Origin of the sequence: Kribbella hippodromi (genome assembly GCF_039531045.1) — a bacterium.
GTDB classification, from domain to species: domain Bacteria; phylum Actinomycetota; class Actinomycetes; order Propionibacteriales; family Kribbellaceae; genus Kribbella; species Kribbella hippodromi.
The window spans coordinates 173,471-190,961 of record NZ_BAAAPH010000013.1 but is presented as its reverse complement, the minus strand read 5'-3'; the positions used below and the strand labels follow the sequence as shown (position 1 = coordinate 190,961).

The following is a 17,491-nucleotide window of genomic DNA, read 5'->3' as shown; positions in this document are numbered from 1 at the left end:
GGCCGCGTGCACCCTGCAAGGGCGCCTCCGGAGATCGTTTCTGGAGGGGACGGCAGATGACCGAGACCGCGCTGCGCGAGCTGCTGGACCAGCGGATCGTCGTACTCGACGGTGCCTGGGGCACGATGCTGCAGAACGCCAAGCTCGAGCCCGCGGACTTCGTCGGCGATCGGTTCGGCGACCACGCCCACGACGTGACCGGTGACCCGGACCTGATCAACCTGACCCGGCCGGACGTGATTCTCGACGTCCACCGGCAGTACCTGGCGGCCGGCGCCGACATCACCACCACGAACACGTTCACCGCGACGAGCATCGGCCAGGCCGACTACGGCCTGCAGGCGTACGTACGGGAGATGAACCTCGCCGCCGCGAAGCTGGCCCGGCAGGCGGCCGACGAGTACGCGACTCCGGACAGCCCGAAGTTCGTCGCCGGATCGATCGGTCCGCTGAACGTCACGCTGTCGCTCAGCCCGCGAGTCGAGGACCCGGCATACCGCGCGGTCACGTTCGAAGCGGTCAAGGCCACGTACGCCGAGCAGATCGCCGCGCTCGCCGAAGGCGGCGTCGACCTGCTGCTGATCGAGACGATCTTCGACACCCTGAACGCGAAGGCGGCCGTCGCCGCGGCCCGCGAGGTCGCGCCGCACCTGCCGTTGTGGATCTCGGTCACCATCGTCGACCTCAGCGGGCGCACACTCTCCGGCCAGACCGTCGAGGCGTTCTGGAGCTCGATCGAGCACGCCGATCCGCTGGTGGTCGGCGTCAACTGTTCACTCGGTGCCGAGGAGATGCGTCCGCACGTCGCGGATCTGGCGCGGTTCGCGGGCACGTACGTCGCCTCGCACCCGAACGCCGGCCTGCCGAACGCGTTCGGCGGGTACGACGAGACGCCCGACGAGACCGCCGGGATGCTCGAGGAGTTCGCGCAGTCCGGGCTGGTGAACATCGTCGGCGGCTGCTGCGGTACGACCCCGGCACACATCGCGCGGATCGCCGAGTCGGTGAAGGGCGTCGCGCCGCGTACGGTGGTGGCGACCGACCACACCACGCGCTTCTCCGGGCTGGAGCCGTTCAAGATCGGTGCGGACACCGGGTTCGTGATGATCGGTGAGCGCACCAACGTGACCGGATCGGCGAAGTTCCGCCGGCTGATCGAGGGCGACAACCACCAGGCCGCGGTGGACGTGGCGCTGGAGCAGGTCCGCGGCGGCGCGAACCTGCTGGACGTGAACATGGACGCCGACCTGCTGGACAGCGAGCAGGCGATGACCACGTTCCTGAACCTGATCGCGACCGAGCCCGAGGTGGCCCGGATCCCGATCATGATCGACAGCTCGAAGTGGTCGGTGCTGGAGACCGGGCTGAAATGCGTGCAGGGCAAGGGCGTGGTCAACTCGATCAGCCTGAAGGAGGGCGAGGAGCAGTTCCTCGACCACGCCCGGCGGATTCGCGACTACGGCGCCGGCGCGGTGGTGATGGCCTTCGACGAGCAGGGCCAGGCCGACACGGTCGAGCGCAAGGTGGAGATCTGCGGCCGGGCGTACGACCTGCTGACGCAGAAGATCGGCTTTCCGGCCGAGGACATCATCTTCGACCCGAACGTCCTTGCCGTCGCCACCGGGATGGCCGAGCACAACGGGTACGCGAAGAACTTCATCGACGCGTTGCCGCTGATCAAGGAGCGCTGCCCGGGCGTACACATCAGTGGTGGCATTTCGAACCTGTCGTTCTCGTTCCGCGGCAACGACATCGTCCGGGAGGCGATGCACTCGGCGTTCCTGTTCCACGCCGGCAAGGTCGGCCTGGACATGGGGATCGTGAACGCCGGCCAGCTCGCGGTGTACGAGGACATCCCGAAGGACCTGCTGGAGCTGGTCGAGGACGTCATCTTCAACCGCCGCGACGACGCCACCGACCGGCTGGTCGCGTTCGCGGAGAACGTGAAGGGCAAGGGCAAACAGCGCGAGGTCGATCTTTCCTGGCGGGAAGGAACGGTCGAAGAGCGGTTGTCGCACGCGCTCGTCCACGGCATCGTCGACTACATCGAGGCCGACACCGAGGAGGCCCGGCAGCAGTTGCCGCGGCCGCTCGAGGTGATCGAAGGTCCGTTGATGGCCGGGATGAAGATCGTCGGCGACCTGTTCGGGGCCGGGAAGATGTTCCTGCCGCAGGTGGTGAAGAGCGCGCGGGTGATGAAGCGCTCGGTCGCGTACCTCGAGCCCTTCATGGAAGAGGAGAAGGAACAGGCCCGGCGGGAAGGGCGTGCCGAACTGGTCCGCGGGCAGGGCAAGGTGGTGCTCGCGACCGTCAAGGGCGATGTGCACGACATCGGCAAGAACATCGTCGGCGTGGTGCTCGGCTGCAACAACTACGAGGTGGTCGACCTCGGCGTGATGGTGCCGGCGGCAAGGATTCTGGACACCGCGGTGGCCGAGGGCGCGGACGCGGTCGGGCTGTCCGGGCTGATCACGCCGTCGCTGGACGAGATGGTTTCGGTCGCGGCCGAGATGGAGCGGCGCGGGCTGAAACTGCCGTTGCTGATCGGTGGTGCGACCACGTCGAAGCAGCACACCGCGGTCCGGATCGCCCCGGCGTACGATCACACGACCGTGCACGTACTGGATGCGTCTCGTGTGGTCGGTGTCGTCTCTGATCTGCTCGACGCGGATCGCGCCGAAGCGCTTGCCAAGAGCAACAGTGTGGAGCAGGAGCGGCTGCGCGAACAGCACGCGAACAAGCAGCGCAGTCCGTTGCTCACGGTTGAGCAGGCGCGGGCGAACCGGGAGCCGGTCGAGTACGGCGAGTTGCCGGTTCCTGCTTTCACGGGGTTGAAGCGGGTGTCGCCGTCGATCGAGACGTTGCGCGAGATGATCGACTGGCAGTTCTTGTTCCTGGCTTGGGAATTGAAGGGGAAGTACCCGGCGATTCTCGACCAGCCGGTCGCGCGGGAGCTGTTCGACGACGCGAACACGTTGCTGGACGAGATCATCGCGGCCGGGTCGTTCACCGCCGAGGGTGTGTACGGGTTCTGGCCGGCGCACAGCTCGGGCGACGACATCGTGCTGGACGGTCTGGACCGGTCGTTCCCGATGCTGCGGCAGCAGACCGAGAAGCCGGCCGGGCGGCACAACCGGTGTCTGGCGGACTATGTCGCGCCGGCCGGGGATCACCTGGGTGGGTTCGGGGTCGCGATTCACGGCGCCGAGACGCTGGCGAAGTCGTACGAGGAACGCAACGACGACTACAAGGCGATCATGGTGAAGGCGCTGGCCGACCGGCTGGCGGAAGCCTTCGCGGAGTGGATTCACCTGGAGGCGCGGAAGGCGTGGTTCGAGCCGGACGTGCAGCCGGTGCTGGCGGATCTGCATGCGGAGCGGTTCCGCGGGATCCGGCCGGCGCTCGGGTACCCGGCGAGCCCGGATCACACCGAGAAGAAGGACCTGTTCGAGCTGCTCGAGGCGGACCAGATCGGGCTGGGGCTGACGGAGTCGTACGCGATGACGCCGGCCGCGGCGGTCAGCGGACTGATCTTCGCGCACCCGGCGGCGAAGTACTTCAGCGTCGGCCGCCTGGGCCGGGACCAAATCACCGACTACGCCACCCGCCGAGGTCTGTCCGTCACCGAAGTCGAACGCTGGCTACGCCCCAACCTCGCCTACGACCCGGAGTAGAGCTTCAGCCCAGGCCGCGGTGGTCGCGGTTGGGGTTGATGGTGCCTCGGACGTAGCCGGCCGGGACGCCTGCCGTGTTGGCGGCGCCTTGGGCCGGGGCGAGGGCTGGGTCTTGGGTGAGTCTGCGGAGGAGAGGATCGGCCTTCTCCGCGGCGGTTCGGACTGCTTCGGTGGCGTGCTCGGGCTGATCCTTCTCAACGGCCTGGGTGAAACCGTATTCGAGGGTGCGTTCTGCCCGCAGACGATCGCGCCCTGACAGCTCATCGGTGCCCGGCAGCAGTTCGATCGCCTTCTCCCAGCACCGATCGGGCTCCGCCGCGAGCATCCAGTTCGACAGCGCGGCAAAGTCCTCCGGGCCGGCCGGCGTCCCGCCCTGTTGCCGAACGATCTCCGTCATCAACGCCCGGGTAGCAGCAGCCGCCTCCGGGTTCCGCGCCGCGTACCCGAAGTCCGCCACCTGCTCAGCGGGAAGCAGCTTCCCCGAATCGGTCTTCGACCAGAGCTCACCCAGTCGTTCCTGAGTGAACACATCACCCAGACCGGTGTTCAGGTACGCCTCCGCCTTGTTGATCCCACCGATGTTGTCGTACTCCGGCGTACTCAACGCGGCGGCCTGCGACATCACGTACCCGGTCGCCTGCACCAGCTTCGCCTGATCGGGAACTTCACCCTCGTACGCGTCCCGGACCGCATCGGCCAGGTCCTCCGTCAAGAACAACGGACTGTCCATCATCCGCAGATCTTCGAACGGTTCCCGCGGCGTCCACCCCGTCGGCTGCACGACCACATCGATCTCACGCCACCGTACGAGCCGATTCGTCGCCGCACTGACCGCTTCGGCCACCGAGTCGGCCCATGGAAAGCACGGATCGCCGGTACGGATCAGACCCCTGGCCATAACTCCTCCAAAGCGTTCGGCGCAGCCAGGGTAGAGCCGCCGCGGGTTCACCTGCCGGGCGCTTTCAACCTAGGCTGGCGAGATGACTGTGACTGTTCGAGCAGCGACCGCCGACGACGCGGAAGCGGTGGCCGCGATCTGGTATCTGGGCTGGCAGGACGGACACCTCGGCCACGTACCGGACGAGCTGACCGCACTCCGGACCGAGGAATCGTTCGGCACCCGCGCCGCCGCGAGGGTCGCGGACACCACGGTGGCTGTGGTCGACGGCGAGATCGCCGGGTTCGTGATGGTCGTGGATGACGAGGTCGAGCAGGTGTACGTCGCGCGCGACCACCGTGGTTCCGGTGTAGCCGGCGCTGTGCTGAGCGAGGCCGAGCGACAGGTGCGGGCCAACGGGCACGCCGAGGCCTGGCTGGCGGCCGTGACCGGGAACGCGCGGGCGCGACGGTTCTACGAACGCAGCGGCTGGACGGACGCGGGCGCCTTCGACTACCCGGCCTCGATCGACGGCGGCACCTTCCCGGTCCCGTCCCACCGCTACGTGAAGCGCGTACAGGACGCGCCGGCAGCCGGAGCCACCGAGCCGCGATAAGGCCCCGCGGTAAGGCCCCCGGATCAAGCCCCGGATCAGGCGCCGGGGTCAGGCGCCGGCTGGGCGTGGCAACGCGCCGTACAGCAGGGTGCGGAGGCCGTCGGTCAACGCCGGCTCGAACTCCAGCCGGAGCGCCTGCACGGAGGGATCAGCTTCGTACGCGGCCAGGACGACTGGCGCCGGATGGGAGTGGCACCAGATCGCCCCCGCGAGCAGACTCGCGGCCGTGCAGAACCGGCCCGCTCCCTCCGCCCCGAGCTCCGGCAGGATGCCGGCGACCACCGCGGTCAGCTCCTCGAACGCGGCAATGGCCGCGCGCTTGAACGTCAGCGCGGTCTCAGTGCTGATGTTGCGCTCCAGTACAGCGGCCTGAGCACTGACCAGGTCGCAGAAGATCGGCCGCTCGGACAGTGTGCCGACGATGGCGGTGATCAGCTGCTCAGAGCGATCGGCACGCGTCAGCTCTGGCAGGACGTCGCCGACTGTCAGCTTCACGTCCGCGACCCAGCCCGTCAGTTCGCTGCTGAACAGTTCGAGCAGGACCGCCTCACGGGAGTCGAAGTAGTTCAGCACGTTCGACTTCGCCAGGCTGACGCGGCGACTGAGCTCGTTCAGGGTGAAGTCCGCAACCGGCATCTCGGCGAGCATCGTGGCCGCGGTGGTCAGGATCGCCCGCCGCCGCTCGGCCCGCTGCTCCGCGCTCCGGGCGCGCTGAAACGTCATCTTGACATCCTACGGACCAACGGTCTGTTGTTATCAAACCAGCGGTCTGATAATCTCCGAGTCATAACAGACCACCAGTCTTTTATGGAGAGTGGATCATGTACGACGTTCCCGATCAGACCGGCAAGCTCGTTGTCGTCACCGGCGCCAACAGCGGCACCGGCCAGGAAGCAGCTAAGCGGCTCGCGGCCGCGGGCGCCCGGGTGATCCTGGCTGTCCGGACGCCGGCAAAGGGCGAGGCGGCGAAGGCGGAGATCCTCGCCGCGCAGCCCCGGGCCCAGGTGGAGGTGCGGCGGATCGATCTCGCCGACCTGGCGTCGGTCCAGGAGTTCGCCGAGCTGCTCGGCGCCGACGAGCCGCACCTGGATGTGCTGGTCAACAACGCCGGCGTCATGAATCCACCGAGCCGGATGACCACCAAGGACGGTTTCGAGCTGCAGTTCGGGTCGAACTTTCTCGGTCCGTTCGCGCTCACCGTCCGGCTGCTGCCGCTGCTCCTGGCCGCGCCGGCGCCCCGGGTCGCGACGATGTCGAGCATCGCCGCGGCGCAGGGGTCGATCCACTTCGACGATCTTCAGTGGCAGCGGCGCTACCGGTCGATGGCCGCCTACAGCCAGTCGAAGCTCGCCGATCTGATGCTCAGCAATCACCTCGCCAAGCTGTCGGCCGAGCGGGCCTGGGGTCTCGTCAGCGTCGCCGCCCATCCAGGTGTCACCCGCACGAACCTGCAGTCCGCCGGCGCCGCACTGGGCCGTGAACGGCCCAACCTGCTGAACCGCATCGGTTATCGTCTTGCCCCGTTGCAGGGCGTGGCCGTCGGCGCCGAGCCGATCCTCTTCGCCGCCGCCGACCCGTCGGCCGAATCCGGTGCCTACTACGGTCCGAACGGTCTGTTCGGCCTGGCCGGTACCACTACCCGCGTCCGCGCGCCGAAGGCCGCGCTCGACACCGAGGCCAACGCGCGCCTGTGGCAGGTCGCCCAGGATCTGACCGGTGTCGCGCTGCCGACTATCCTGCGCAAGTGAGTGAGTGGTCCAGTGGTGGCATCTACGAGTCCTACGTCGGCCGGTGGAGCCGGTTGGTTGCGGCAGAGTTTCTTGGCTGGCTTGAGCAGCCGGCGGGGCTTAGCTGGCTGGATGTCGGATGCGGGACCGGTGCGCTGACCAGCACGATCCTTCAGACTGCGGCGCCCGCGGCAGTGCTAGGCGTTGACCCGTCAGCGGGGTTCGTCGAGTACGCGCGGGAATCGGTGGATGATCCGCGCGCCACGTTCGAGGTCCGGTCAGCCGCTGAGCTGCCGGACGGGCCGTACGACGTGGTGGTCGCGGGGCTGGTCCTGAACTTCATCCCAGAACGTGTCGAAGCGCTGCGCCGGATGCGCGCGATCGGCGGAACAGTCGCCGCGTACGTGTGGGACTACGCCGACGGCATGCAGTTGATGCGCCACTTCTTCGACGCGATGCAGGACATCCGCCCACAGGACCGCGATCACGACGAGGGCGTACGGTTCCCGTTCTGCACCGCCGAGGGCCTGGAGGGGCTGTTCCGCGAAGCCGGTTTCGAGTCCGTGCGTACGCGCGAGATCGTCGTACCTACTGTCTTCCAGTCCTTCGATGACTATTGGCAGCCGTTCCTGGGCGGCCAGGGCGTAGCGCCCGCGTACCTCCGCAGCTTGGCCCCCGCTGACCAGGACACGCTCCGCGAGACCATCCGCACCCGCCTGCCAACCCAAGCGGACGGCTCGATCCACCTCACCACACGGGCGTGGGCCGTCACCGGCTGATCCCAGCAGTTCGTCGGAGGAGCATGTCAAGACCGCGTGCTCGGCTCCGTCGTATCTGTGAGAGGAGAGTGCGGATGAAGTTCTTGCTGATACTGCAGGGTGACGGTGAGGGGCGGTTGCAGCGGCGGGAGTTTGAGCGGGTTGCTCACGACGCTGGTGAGCTGGTGGGTGGCGAGCAGTTGGCGGATGCGCAACTGGCGGTCCGGCTGCCCGACACCGAACCGACGCGGATCGACGGCTTCTACCTGATCGACGTGGAGAGCCGAGACCGAGCGGTCGAACTCGCGCGTCTACTGCCTGACGCGCGAGTCGCCGGTCGTTCGGTGGAAATCCGTGCGGTCATGCACCCGACCGCAGCGGACTTCTAGACCACGTTGAACCACATGCTGGTCGCCAGCGCGGTCTCTGTGACGCTCTTCCGCTCCAGCCGGACAGTACGGCCGCCAGCCTGGTCGAACAGCCGTGTGCCGTCGCCCAGCATCACTGGTGCAAAGAGCAGTAGCACCTCGTCCAGCTCGCCCACCTCAATGCACTGCTTCGCAACGTTGGCGCCGATCACGTTGACGTACCTGTCTCCAGCAGACTCCTTCGCCGCGGCAAGCGCCTTCGCGAAGTCGTCCACGTACGTGACACCCGCTTCCGGTGCATCCGGTACGCGGTGCGTGACCACGTACATCGGGCCGCTCCACCCGCCGCCGAACGCCTCACCCTCGCCGGCCTCGCCCTTGTACGGGTCGTCGCCGTCGTGCGAGCGGCGCCCGACCAGCAGCGAACCGATCCGCGGCACCAGCGCGTCCACCTCCGGATTGGGGCCGAGGTACGGGCGCATCCACTGCATGTCACCGCCCGGACCGGTGATGAATCCGTCCACCGACATTGTCACCGAGTAAAGAACCTTCGCCATTCGTATCTCCTTTTCGATTGCCGGTTGTTCAGACGAGCGAGCTGAGGAAAACTCATCGAAACCGCCCGGTTCGCCAGCCGGAGAGTTCGTGGATACGCTTTCCGCGAAGTGGGGTTCTGGATCTGGAAACGAGGTGCAGTGCGGCAGATGACAGAGCCGATCGACCTTGCGCGAGCCTCTCCGGCGCGGTTGTACGACGCGCTGCTGGGCGGCAAGAACCACTTCGAGGTCGACCGAAAGCTGTGTCACCAGTTGCTCGAGCTCGCCCCCGACCTGCGGACGCTGTGTACGGAGAACCGCCGCTGGCTGGCCGAGGCGACCAGCCGGATGGCGACCGAGGGGCGGATCGACCAGTTCCTCGACCTCGGTGCCGGTCTGCCGACTGCCCGGAACACGCATGATGTCGTACTCCCGCTGAACCTGGCCGCGAAGGTCGTGTACGTCGACAACGATCTGACCGCCATCTCGCACGGGCAGGCGCTGCTCGCGGACGAGAAGAGCAGCTTCTTCGCCGACGCGGACCTGGCCGACCCGGCCGCCGTGCTCGCGCACCCGGCCGTCAAGGCGGGTCTGGACCTCAGTCGCCCGGTTGGCATCCTGTTCGGCCTGTCCCTGCATTCGGTCACCGACCTCGACCAGGCGGTCGGGGCGGTCAGCGACTACCTGGCGGCCGTACCCTCCGGTTCGTATCTGGCGCTCACCCACCCGCTGAACCCGCGCGACCGCAGCCGGCTGGCGGAGTTCGCGACTGGCATCGAGGTAAAGCTGCAGAGCGCTTTCCCGTCCGGAGGGCGGTTCCGGACCAGGGACGAGATCGGCCGGTTCGTCACCGGTCTCGACCTGGTCAAGCCCGGCCTGGTCGACCTGACCGCCTGGTGGCCGAAGGACGAGCAGAACCTCTGCACGACCGGCGCCGGCCAGCTGCTGATGGTCGCGCTCGGCCGCAAACCGTAGGAATTCACTGGTGTCCGGCCGCCGGCCGGACCATCATGGACCGCATGTCTGCCAAGACCGCTGCCGCTTACTGAGCACCGCCGCGCCCACCCGGCGCGCGCTGTTCAAGCCCGTCTTCACAGGCGGGCGTTCAAGCGTGCAGTTTCTTTCTTGGAGCCTTCCCATGACTGTTGAGTCATCCTGGGTCGAGATCGCGTGTGACGAGTCGGGGTTCTCCGGAACCAACCTGCTCGACCCGGCCTCGCCCGTCATCACCCATGCCAGTGTCGACCTCGCCATTGCCGAAGCAGCTGAGGTGATCGGCGTACTACGTACCCGTCTGCGCCGCCGGTCGGAGTACAAGGCCAACCAGATACTACGACCGGAGCAGCGCCCTGCACTGGAGTGGCTACTGACCACCCTGCAGGGACATGCGCACGTACACGTCATCGACAAGACCGCGTACGTTGCCGCGCGCGTCTTCGAGCTCTTCACGGAGGAGCCGTCGTACGGCGCGGGTACTGCGCTCGGCAAGGACCACTCGGCTGCAGTAGCGGCCGTACGCAACCGCACTGGTTTCCTGGCCGCTTTTGTGGACCTGACGCGGACCAAGCGGGTCAAGCTGCTTGATCACGCGGCCATCGACCGGTTCTTCGCAACGATGCCGGCTGACATACCGGCCTTGCGGTTGGTGACCCGGGCCCGGGTCGAAGCGGTGATGCGGCGGCTGATCGACGACGATCCGGAGATACCGCCGCCGCTGGAGCCACTGGTGCCGGCACTGGCCGAGACGCTGCTGTACTGGAGTGCCGGCCGGCGAGCGGTGGCGGTGGTGCATGACGAGCAGAGTGCGCTGACCAAGGGCCGGGTGGACCGGCTTGGTGCGTACCTGGGGGAGCGGGCTCCGTTGCGCTCGTTCGTACAGGTCGACTCGCGCGAGGACCCGCGGGTGCAGGTGGCCGACTTCCTGGCCGGGATAGCTCGGCGCGGTACACCGGACCTGGCGGACCTGCTGGCGCCGTACATGCAGCCGTACGTGCAGCCGTGCGATCAGTCGTGGGCGGCGACGAAGTCCTCCCAGGTGTGAGTACCCAGGTCCGCGCCGGTCAGGGTCAGGTTGCCGCCGGCGCGGTACACCTTGCCCACCTTGCCAGGCACATACACCGGCACGGACAGCCGGCGCTTACCGGTAGCCCGCAGGTAGTCATGGGCCAGCTCATCCACGCTGTACACCTTCGGACCGACCAGATCAGCCACCAGGCCTTGCGGTTCGCCAAGCGCCAGCTCAGCCAGCCGCTTGCCCACGTCCCGGGCGTCAACCGGCTGGAGCCGCGCACCACCGAGCTTGGGCAGGACAGGCAGTTTGGCCATCCCCTGCACGACCGTCCAGGCGAATTCGTGCAGCTGCGCGACCCGTACCACCGATGACGGCACTGACGACGCCAGTACAGCCTGCTCCGCCCCCAGCTTGGACTTGAAGTACGCCATCGGCAGCTGGTCGACCGCGGTCACCGAGATGTGTACGAGGTGCCCGACGCCGGCCCGCTCCGCTGCCCGTACCAGGTTGCCGGTGCTGACTTCGTCACCCTTCGGGCCACCAGCCAGGTGCACGATGACGTCCGCGCCGGCCACTGCCTCGTCCAGGCCTTCACCGGTCAGCAGGTCAACGGCCAGGTACTCGACACCGTCGCCACGGTCGTGAGCGTGCCGGGTCAGCACCCGCACCTTGCAGCCCGCCTCCTGCAACAGCGGAACCACCTGCCGGCCGATCGTTCCGGTCCCACCGGTCACCAGAATCGTGCTCATGTTCTTCTCCTCTCGGCTTCTGACCTGCTGACGGATCTCGGCCCAGCGTTTGTGACGTGATGTGAGCTGGAATACGTCCGGCAAAAATGTCGAGGCATGATCGAGGCCTCCGACCTACGGGTGCCGGGCGCAGCAGGCGTACGGCCGACAACACTGGAGGCTCTGTCATGAAGTACGTGGTGCTGATCCACTCCAACCCGCAGCCGTGGGGCCACCCGACGATCGACTACACCCAGGTCGGGCGGGCGATCCCGGACCAGGAGCGGGCGGCGATGGCGAAGGAATTCGAGGAGCTGCTGGGGCAGCTGTCCGCGTCGGGTGAACTGGTCAGTGGGCTGGCCTTGGACGCTCCGTCGACCGCGCTGACGTACCGGTTCGAGGGCAAACGCCCGGTCAGTACCGACGGGCCGTACGCCGAGTCCAAAGAGCAGTTGGCCGGGTTCTTCGTACTCGACTGCGCGACCCGCGAACGCGCCGAGGAACTGGCCGCCAAGTTCGCCGGTCCCGGTGACGTGATCGAGCTCCGGCCGGAGATGGAATTCTGATGACTGCGTGAGATCGGGCGGTTCCGGACAGTAATGCGCGTGGTGTGACGAAACCCCGGATCGGGAGTGACGTACGCCGTACCGCGGCCGCGATTGCTCCCTTACGCTGATGGACTCACCGAGTGTCAGGAGGGGTGCCGTGACCACGGTCTTGCTGATGGGGCCGCCCGGAGCGGGCAAGGGAACACACGCGGGCCTGCTCGCGGAGCACCTCGGCGTACCGGTGATCGCCACCGGTGACCTGTTCCGGAGCAACATCGCGGACGGCACCGAGCTCGGCAAGGCCGCGCGGGGCTACCTCGACGCCGGCGAGTACGTCCCGGACGAGGTCACCAACGGGATGGTCCGGGACCGGCTGGCCGAACCCGACGCCGGTCCGGGCTTCGTCCTCGACGGGTACCCGCGGACACTCGACCAGGCCGGTGTGCTGGACGACATCCTCGGCCGGCAAGGGCGCTCGCTGGACGCGGCGCTGGTGCTGCAGGTGCAGCCCGACGCGCTCGTCCACCGGCTGCTCCGGCGGGCCGAGCTGGAGCACCGCTCCGACGACACCGAGGACGTCATCCGGCGCCGGTTCGAGATCTACCACGACCAGACCGCGCCGCTGTTCGACCTGTACGCGGATCGCGGCATTCACCATGAGGTCGACGCGTCGGCGGACATCGACACGGTCCGTACGCGGGTCTGGCAGGTTGCGGTTCAGCTCAAGCCTGCTGCTTGAACTGCGTTTGGGAACATCTGTTGAGCGGAGCAAGTTGTTCTGAGCATGCATGGTGAGTACAAGGTGCCGGGCGGGAAGCTTGTCGTCGCCGATCTGGACGTGGTCGACAACCACGTCCGGGCCGCGCAGATCTCCGGGGACTTCTTCCTCGAACCGGACGACGCGCTGGAACGGATCAACGGCGCCCTCGCCGGCCTGCCGGTAGGCACCGCGGCAGCGCAGATCGCGGCCCGGGTCCGCGGGGTGCTCGGCGACGGTGTCGAGATGCTCGGCTTCTCGCCCGAAGCGGTGGCGGTCGCGGTCCGGCGCGCGCTGACCGGAGCAACTGGTTGGCGCGACCATCAATGGGAGTTCGTCCACGACGTACCGCGGGAGCCGGCGCTGCAGATGGCGCTCGACGAGGTGCTGGCCGAACAGGTCGGCAGCGGCGAACGTCCGCCGACGCTGCGGGTCTGGGAGTGGGCGTCCAATGCGGTCATCATCGGCAGTTTCCAGTCGGTACGGAACGAAGTCGATCTGGACGGGGCGGCGCGGAACGACGTGACTGTCGTACGCCGGATCAGTGGTGGCGGCGCGATGTTCGTCGAACCGGGCAACACGATCACGTACTCGCTGTATGTCCCGGAGTCGCTCGTTTCGGGGCTGTCCTTCGTGGAGTCGTACGCGTATCTGGACGACTGGGTGATTGGTGCACTCAACGATCTCGGGATCGCGGCGACGTACCAGCCGATCAACGACATCACGTCGCCGGCCGGGAAGATCGCCGGGGCCGCGCAGAAGCGGTTCGCCGGTGGGGCGGTGCTGCATCACGTCACGATGGCGTACGACATGGATGCGGCGAAGATGCTCGAGGTGCTGCGGATCGGTCGCGAGAAGCTGTCCGACAAGGGGACGACGAGCGCGAACAAGCGCGTCGATCCGTTGCGCAGCCAGACCGGGCTGGACCGCGCGGACGTGATCGACCGGATGGTCGGCACCTTCAAAGCCCGCTACGGCCTGGAGCCCGGCGCAATCGACGAGGCCACAGTTGAACTTGCGAGGGACCGGGTCAGCAGCAAGTTCGGCACCGAGGAGTGGCTCACCCGCGTGCCGTGACCCGCACCGGGGTGATGCCTACTCGGGGATTGGGACGGCGGTGCCGCTGACTCGGATGCGGTTGTCGTCTGGGCTCAGTTCGACCGTGATCAGGCTCGGGCGGCCGAGGTCGTGGCCTTGGTGGAGCGTGATCTTCGGCTGACCAAGGCCCAGCTCACGCAAGTACGCGCCGAACGCCGCGGCCGCCGCGCCGGTGGCCGGGTCCTCGACGACACCGCCGACCGGAAACGGGTCGCGTACGTGAAAAACGGTCGGCGACTCGCGCCAGACGAGCTGCAGCGTGGTGAGATCGCGCTCCAGCATGTACGCGAGCAGCCGATCGAAGTCGTAGTCGAGCTCAGCCAGCCGCTCCCGGGTGGCTGCGGCGAGCACAAGATGACGCGCCCCCGCGTACGCGACCCGCGGCGGCAGCGCCGGGTCCAGATCCGCCGGCGACCACCGCAGGATGTCCAGCACATCACCAAGCTCAGCCGCCTCGACCGACGGCTCAACACTGGTCAGCGTCGCCCGCAACCCGGCATCCACACTCACCGGCACAATCCCGGCCGGCGTCGAAAACACCAGCTCCCCAGGCCCAACCCGCTCCGCCAGCGCAACCGCGGTCGCCACCGTCGCATGCCCACAAAACGGCACCTCCGCCTTGGGCGAAAAGTACCGAACCTCGCGCACCCCGTCCGCGCCCACCGCACCCGTCAAGAACGCAGTCTCCGAATACCCAACCTCAGCCGCAATCCCCTGCATGGCTTCAACATCCAGCCCCGAAGCATCCAGCACCACCCCCGCCGGATTCCCCCCACCCGGATCCCCAGTAAACGCGGCATAACGCAACACAGTCGTCATCCCCCCATCCAATCAGCCGTCGGCCAGATCCGCGATCTGCTGGACGTAGTCGACAAGGTAGGGGTCGTGCTCCTCGAAGGGATAAGCCAGGTGATAGGCGTCCACAGCTGCCTGTGCGTTCTCGAATCCACACCGCGGCCACAGCACGATCATGTCGTCGTGGTCCGGCGCGCGGCTTGCCAGCAGCTTCATCAGGAAGATCTGCTGAGCCGGCGGGCAGAGAACCGTTAGGTTGCTGTGCTCGTACACCACTTCGCAGTTGTCGAGGTCGAGACCGGCAGGGGGAGAACATCGCGGCGGACCAACGACCACCAGCCGGCAGGAGAGGCCTCGGCCGGCTAGTGCGCCGGCGAGCTCGGTGAGGTGGTTGAGGATTTCGGCCTTGTTCAGGACAACGGGAATATGGCCGGAGGTTCCGTGGCTCATGCCGCGTTACGCCAGAGGTCCTGGGTGGGGAGCCAGATGTTGCGGGCTGCTAGTTGGGTGGGGGTTTGTGCGCGCGCCCGGCGGACCCGGGCAGGCGTGCCGGGGGTCTCCCAGGGTGTGGGTGAGGCGGGAACCGATCGGGTCCAGCGCGGGCGGGAGAGGCCGGCGTCGTCGGCCAGCTTCTCCGCGATGCCGGCCAGGAGCGCGTCGAACGCGGTGTCTCCGGTTCGGTCCGGCGGGGATGCGATCGCCGCCGCGATGAGTTCGGGATGCTCGGCGAGCGCGTCCAGGAATCCCCGCAAGCGCGTCCAGTTGATCTTGCGGACCCGCGCATCAGGCGCGTACGCCCCGGCCAGACTCCCGATCGTCAGTTCCGGCGCAAGTGTGGGTGTCCGCACGGCGATGGACAGTTCCTGACCCGCGGCCGCGACGAGGCGGGAGAGCATGGTCAGCGTCGGGTCGCTCGAGCCTGCCTCTATCCGCGAGACGGTTGAGGTAGGAACCCCTGCTTTCGCGGCCAGGGCGCTGCGGGACAGGCCGGCATCCTCCCGTGCCTGTCTCAGTAATTCACCCGCGCCCATATGGGTAGCATATATGCAACGGTCGGCAGTTCTCAACGTCGATCGGCCGCGTAGCGTGCGGGTATGGGTATTGGGTATGTGATTTTGTATGTGGGGGAGCTTGGGGTTTCGGTGGGGTTTTATCGGGACGTGGTGGGGCTGGCGTACAAGTTCACGGATGCGGGGTACGCGGAGTTTGATGCGGGTGGGGTGCGGTTCGGGTTGTACGAGCGGCGGCGGGCGGAGTGGTTGACGGGGGAGGTGGTGTCGCCGGGGGCGGGTGGCGAGGTGGTGGTGATGGTGGAGGACGTGGATGAGTGTGCCGCGCGGATGCGGGCGGCCGGCGTGCCGGTGCTGAGCGGGCCGATGGACCGTCCGTGGGGACACCGGACGGTCCATGTGGCTGACCCGGATGGGTTTGTCGTGGAGTTCGCGGAGGAGATTCCGCGTACTCGCCAGCGGCGGTAGTTCCGCGTACGGACCAGCTGCTCCCGCGTACGAGGTCGGCGGCTGCTCCGCGTAGGTCAGCGGCGGTTTTGTTGCCAGCGTTGACGGGACATGCCGCTGATCAGGACTACCCAGAACACGCCCCACAGCAGCCACGGTGCGGTCAGCGCGATTGAGCTGATCACCAGACCGACCATCAGGAACGGTGCGATCATCAGGAACGCCGGCGGGGGAGCGCCGCGCCGCGGGCCGCGGGCGGGCCAACTCGGTTGGGCCACCTGCACCTCCGCCGAGCCCGGCAGGTCGTCGAACAGCGGCTCGATGTCGTCCACGTACCGGGCGCGCGTCGCCTGCTCGCTCCGCTCCTCGAACTCCACCTGAGTCAACCGCCCAGCAACAAAGTGCTCCCCAAGCGCCGCGACAGCCCGATCCCGCTCCGAATCCCCGATCCGCAGCCGCTTACCAGCCCGGTCGGCCCGGCGGCTCGTCTGCTCACCGTCGTCCTCGCGCCGGTTGGTGCTGTCCTGCACGTCGTTGAGCATCGGCCACATGGTGCCTCGGCGCCACTCGCCGCCCCAACCCTGCGCTCGCCAGTCTTCGCCGCCGCGCCGGGCGCCGTGCCGATCGGAGCCGTCACCAGCCCCACCGTTCCCGCCCGGCCCGCCCGGCCCGTTCCAGCCCGGCGCGTTCCATCCCTGCCATTGGCGTTGCCACTCGCGGTGCCACTCGCGCCGAGCGGCGCGGGCGGCCGCGCGTCGTTCGCGGTCGGAGGATGCGCTCATGACCGGTCCCGCTCGCCGTCCGCGTCACCGTCTTCGGCGAGGATCCCGTACAGCTTCCGCCGCAGTTCACTGACCGCGTCGCGGGCCTTCGCCTGCTGTTCCGGCGTACCGGTCGCCATGATCTGCCACATCGCGGTCGCGACCTGGCCGAGCACCGGCCGGAAGCCGTTCTCGTCGTCGCCACCGGGCGCGCTCATCGCCTCCCAGGGCGCGGACACCTCGTCCTGGTGCTCCCCGACATACGTGCGGCCCTCGTCGGTGAGCCGGAACGTCCGCCGCCCGGCCTCCGCGTCCGCCGTCACCAGGCCCTCGTCTTCGAGCTGCTGCAGCGTCGGGTAGATCGAGCCGGGACTCGGCTTCCACACCCCGCCGCTGCGCTCGGCGATCTCCTGGATGATCTGGTACCCGTTCATCGGCTGCTCGGCAAGAACGGCCAGGATTGCCGCCCGTACGTCGCCGCGCCGCGCTTTCGGCCCGCGCCAGCGCGGCGGCGGGCCCCACGGCGGGCCGAACATCTGCCCGCCACCGAACATCCCCCACTGCGGGCCGTACTTCTGCTGCTGCCCCTGGTGGGTGCGCCGGCCGGTCATCGCCGCGCGCAACTCGTCAATGATCTCGTCGAAGGTCGAACAGTGCCGCGTGAACTGCGCCCAAGGCCAGCCCGCGGCGTACGCCGATCCGGTCATCTGGACCACCCGTCCCTTGCCAAAAGTGACTGCGATAGTTCGACGATATATCGCGACCCATCGCAACCCAAGG

The 17,491-nt window shown here is 67.8% G+C and carries 20 protein-coding genes; 11 read left to right on the top strand and 9 right to left on the bottom strand.

Annotated features, from left to right (window positions below):
• Positions 1-56: 56 nt before the first annotated feature.
• A complete protein-coding gene (metH, locus tag ABD260_RS21320) occupies positions 57-3,674 on the top strand; it encodes a methionine synthase (protein ID WP_344235510.1) in 3,618 nt (1,205 codons plus the stop codon).
• Between the two features lie 4 nt (positions 3,675-3,678).
• Here metH and ABD260_RS21315 read toward each other — a convergent pair whose 3' ends face one another.
• Positions 3,679-4,572, bottom strand: coding sequence for a hypothetical protein (locus ABD260_RS21315; RefSeq protein WP_344235508.1), 894 nt, complete (start codon positions 4,570-4,572; stop codon positions 3,679-3,681).
• 82 nt (positions 4,573-4,654) lie between these two features.
• Here ABD260_RS21315 and ABD260_RS21310 point away from each other — a divergent pair, with 82 nt between their 5' ends.
• Positions 4,655-5,167: a GNAT family N-acetyltransferase gene (locus tag ABD260_RS21310; protein WP_344235506.1), complete on the top strand. Its 513-nt coding sequence runs from the start codon at positions 4,655-4,657 to the stop codon at positions 5,165-5,167.
• Positions 5,168-5,215: 48 nt separating this feature from the next.
• Here ABD260_RS21310 and ABD260_RS21305 read toward each other — a convergent pair whose 3' ends face one another.
• Positions 5,216-5,890: a TetR/AcrR family transcriptional regulator gene (locus tag ABD260_RS21305; protein ID WP_344235504.1), complete on the bottom strand. Its 675-nt coding sequence runs from the start codon at positions 5,888-5,890 to the stop codon at positions 5,216-5,218.
• A gap of 98 nt (positions 5,891-5,988) precedes the next feature.
• Between ABD260_RS21305 and ABD260_RS21300 the strand changes: the two genes are divergently transcribed.
• From ABD260_RS21300 to ABD260_RS21290, 3 genes are all read left to right on the top strand, one after another.
• Positions 5,989-6,915 carry an SDR family oxidoreductase gene (locus tag ABD260_RS21300; protein WP_344235502.1) on the top strand — a complete coding sequence of 309 codons (927 nt, stop codon included), beginning with the start codon at positions 5,989-5,991 and terminating at the stop codon, positions 6,913-6,915.
• The gene (locus ABD260_RS21295) at positions 6,912-7,673 is read left to right on the top strand and encodes a class I SAM-dependent methyltransferase (protein ID WP_344235500.1); all 762 of its coding nucleotides are present in this window, start codon (positions 6,912-6,914) and stop codon (positions 7,671-7,673) included. The genes ABD260_RS21300 and ABD260_RS21295 overlap by 4 nt, the downstream gene beginning before the upstream one ends.
• Before the next feature lie 74 nt (positions 7,674-7,747).
• Entirely contained in the window at positions 7,748-8,041 is a 294-nt protein-coding gene (locus ABD260_RS21290) for a YciI family protein (protein ID WP_344235498.1), read from the top strand.
• On the opposite strand, the gene ABD260_RS21285 is transcribed toward ABD260_RS21290, so the two are convergent.
• A complete protein-coding gene (locus tag ABD260_RS21285) occupies positions 8,038-8,577 on the bottom strand; it encodes a dihydrofolate reductase family protein (protein ID WP_344235496.1) in 540 nt (179 codons plus the stop codon). The two genes, ABD260_RS21290 and ABD260_RS21285, sit on opposite strands and share 4 nt — an antisense overlap.
• Before the next feature lie 147 nt (positions 8,578-8,724).
• On the opposite strand from ABD260_RS21285, the gene ABD260_RS21280 reads away from it, so the two are divergent.
• Together ABD260_RS21280 and ABD260_RS21275 are read left to right on the top strand one after the other, a co-directional pair.
• Positions 8,725-9,531: an SAM-dependent methyltransferase gene (locus ABD260_RS21280; protein ID WP_344235494.1), complete on the top strand. Its 807-nt coding sequence runs from the start codon at positions 8,725-8,727 to the stop codon at positions 9,529-9,531.
• Between the two features lie 163 nt (positions 9,532-9,694).
• Positions 9,695-10,597: a DUF3800 domain-containing protein gene (locus ABD260_RS21275; protein ID WP_344235492.1), complete on the top strand. Its 903-nt coding sequence runs from the start codon at positions 9,695-9,697 to the stop codon at positions 10,595-10,597.
• On the opposite strand, the gene ABD260_RS21270 is transcribed toward ABD260_RS21275, so the two are convergent.
• Positions 10,561-11,316, bottom strand: coding sequence for an SDR family oxidoreductase (locus ABD260_RS21270; RefSeq protein WP_344235490.1), 756 nt, complete (start codon positions 11,314-11,316; stop codon positions 10,561-10,563). The genes ABD260_RS21275 and ABD260_RS21270 overlap by 37 nt on opposite strands.
• Before the next feature lie 167 nt (positions 11,317-11,483).
• Here ABD260_RS21270 and ABD260_RS21265 point away from each other — a divergent pair, with 167 nt between their 5' ends.
• The 3 genes from ABD260_RS21265 (at position 11,484) to lplAB (ending at position 13,677) form a co-directional block, all read left to right on the top strand.
• Positions 11,484-11,861, top strand: coding sequence for a YciI family protein (locus tag ABD260_RS21265; protein WP_344235488.1), 378 nt, complete (start codon positions 11,484-11,486; stop codon positions 11,859-11,861).
• A 139-nt stretch (positions 11,862-12,000) separates the two neighbouring features.
• The gene (locus ABD260_RS21260; protein ID WP_344235487.1) at positions 12,001-12,582 is read left to right on the top strand and encodes an adenylate kinase; all 582 of its coding nucleotides are present in this window, start codon (positions 12,001-12,003) and stop codon (positions 12,580-12,582) included.
• A 45-nt stretch (positions 12,583-12,627) separates the two neighbouring features.
• A complete protein-coding gene (gene lplAB, locus ABD260_RS21255; RefSeq protein WP_344235485.1) occupies positions 12,628-13,677 on the top strand; it encodes a lipoate-protein ligase LplAB in 1,050 nt (349 codons plus the stop codon).
• A gap of 18 nt (positions 13,678-13,695) precedes the next feature.
• Here the strand turns inward: lplAB and ABD260_RS21250 are convergent, their stop codons facing one another.
• Genes ABD260_RS21250 through ABD260_RS21240 form a run of 3 tightly spaced genes read right to left on the bottom strand, consistent with a single transcriptional unit; the run spans position 13,696 to position 15,524 of the window.
• Positions 13,696-14,517: a PhzF family phenazine biosynthesis protein gene (locus ABD260_RS21250; RefSeq protein ID WP_344235483.1), complete on the bottom strand. Its 822-nt coding sequence runs from the start codon at positions 14,515-14,517 to the stop codon at positions 13,696-13,698.
• Positions 14,518-14,529: 12 nt separating this feature from the next.
• Entirely contained in the window at positions 14,530-14,943 is a 414-nt protein-coding gene (locus tag ABD260_RS21245; protein ID WP_344235481.1) for a hypothetical protein, read from the bottom strand.
• A complete protein-coding gene (locus ABD260_RS21240; RefSeq protein ID WP_344235479.1) occupies positions 14,940-15,524 on the bottom strand; it encodes a helix-turn-helix domain-containing protein in 585 nt (194 codons plus the stop codon). Before ABD260_RS21240 ends, ABD260_RS21245 begins: the two co-directional genes overlap by 4 nt.
• Before the next feature lie 63 nt (positions 15,525-15,587).
• On the opposite strand from ABD260_RS21240, the gene ABD260_RS21235 reads away from it, so the two are divergent.
• The gene (locus ABD260_RS21235) at positions 15,588-15,971 is read left to right on the top strand and encodes a VOC family protein (protein WP_344235477.1); all 384 of its coding nucleotides are present in this window, start codon (positions 15,588-15,590) and stop codon (positions 15,969-15,971) included.
• A gap of 56 nt (positions 15,972-16,027) precedes the next feature.
• Here ABD260_RS21235 and ABD260_RS21230 read toward each other — a convergent pair whose 3' ends face one another.
• Together ABD260_RS21230 and ABD260_RS21225 are read right to left on the bottom strand one after the other, a co-directional pair.
• The gene (locus ABD260_RS21230) at positions 16,028-16,732 is read right to left on the bottom strand and encodes a DUF1707 SHOCT-like domain-containing protein (RefSeq protein WP_344235475.1); all 705 of its coding nucleotides are present in this window, start codon (positions 16,730-16,732) and stop codon (positions 16,028-16,030) included.
• The gene (locus tag ABD260_RS21225; protein WP_344235474.1) at positions 16,729-17,418 is read right to left on the bottom strand and encodes a PadR family transcriptional regulator; all 690 of its coding nucleotides are present in this window, start codon (positions 17,416-17,418) and stop codon (positions 16,729-16,731) included. The genes ABD260_RS21230 and ABD260_RS21225 overlap by 4 nt, the downstream gene beginning before the upstream one ends.
• Positions 17,419-17,491: the final 73 nt, after the last annotated feature.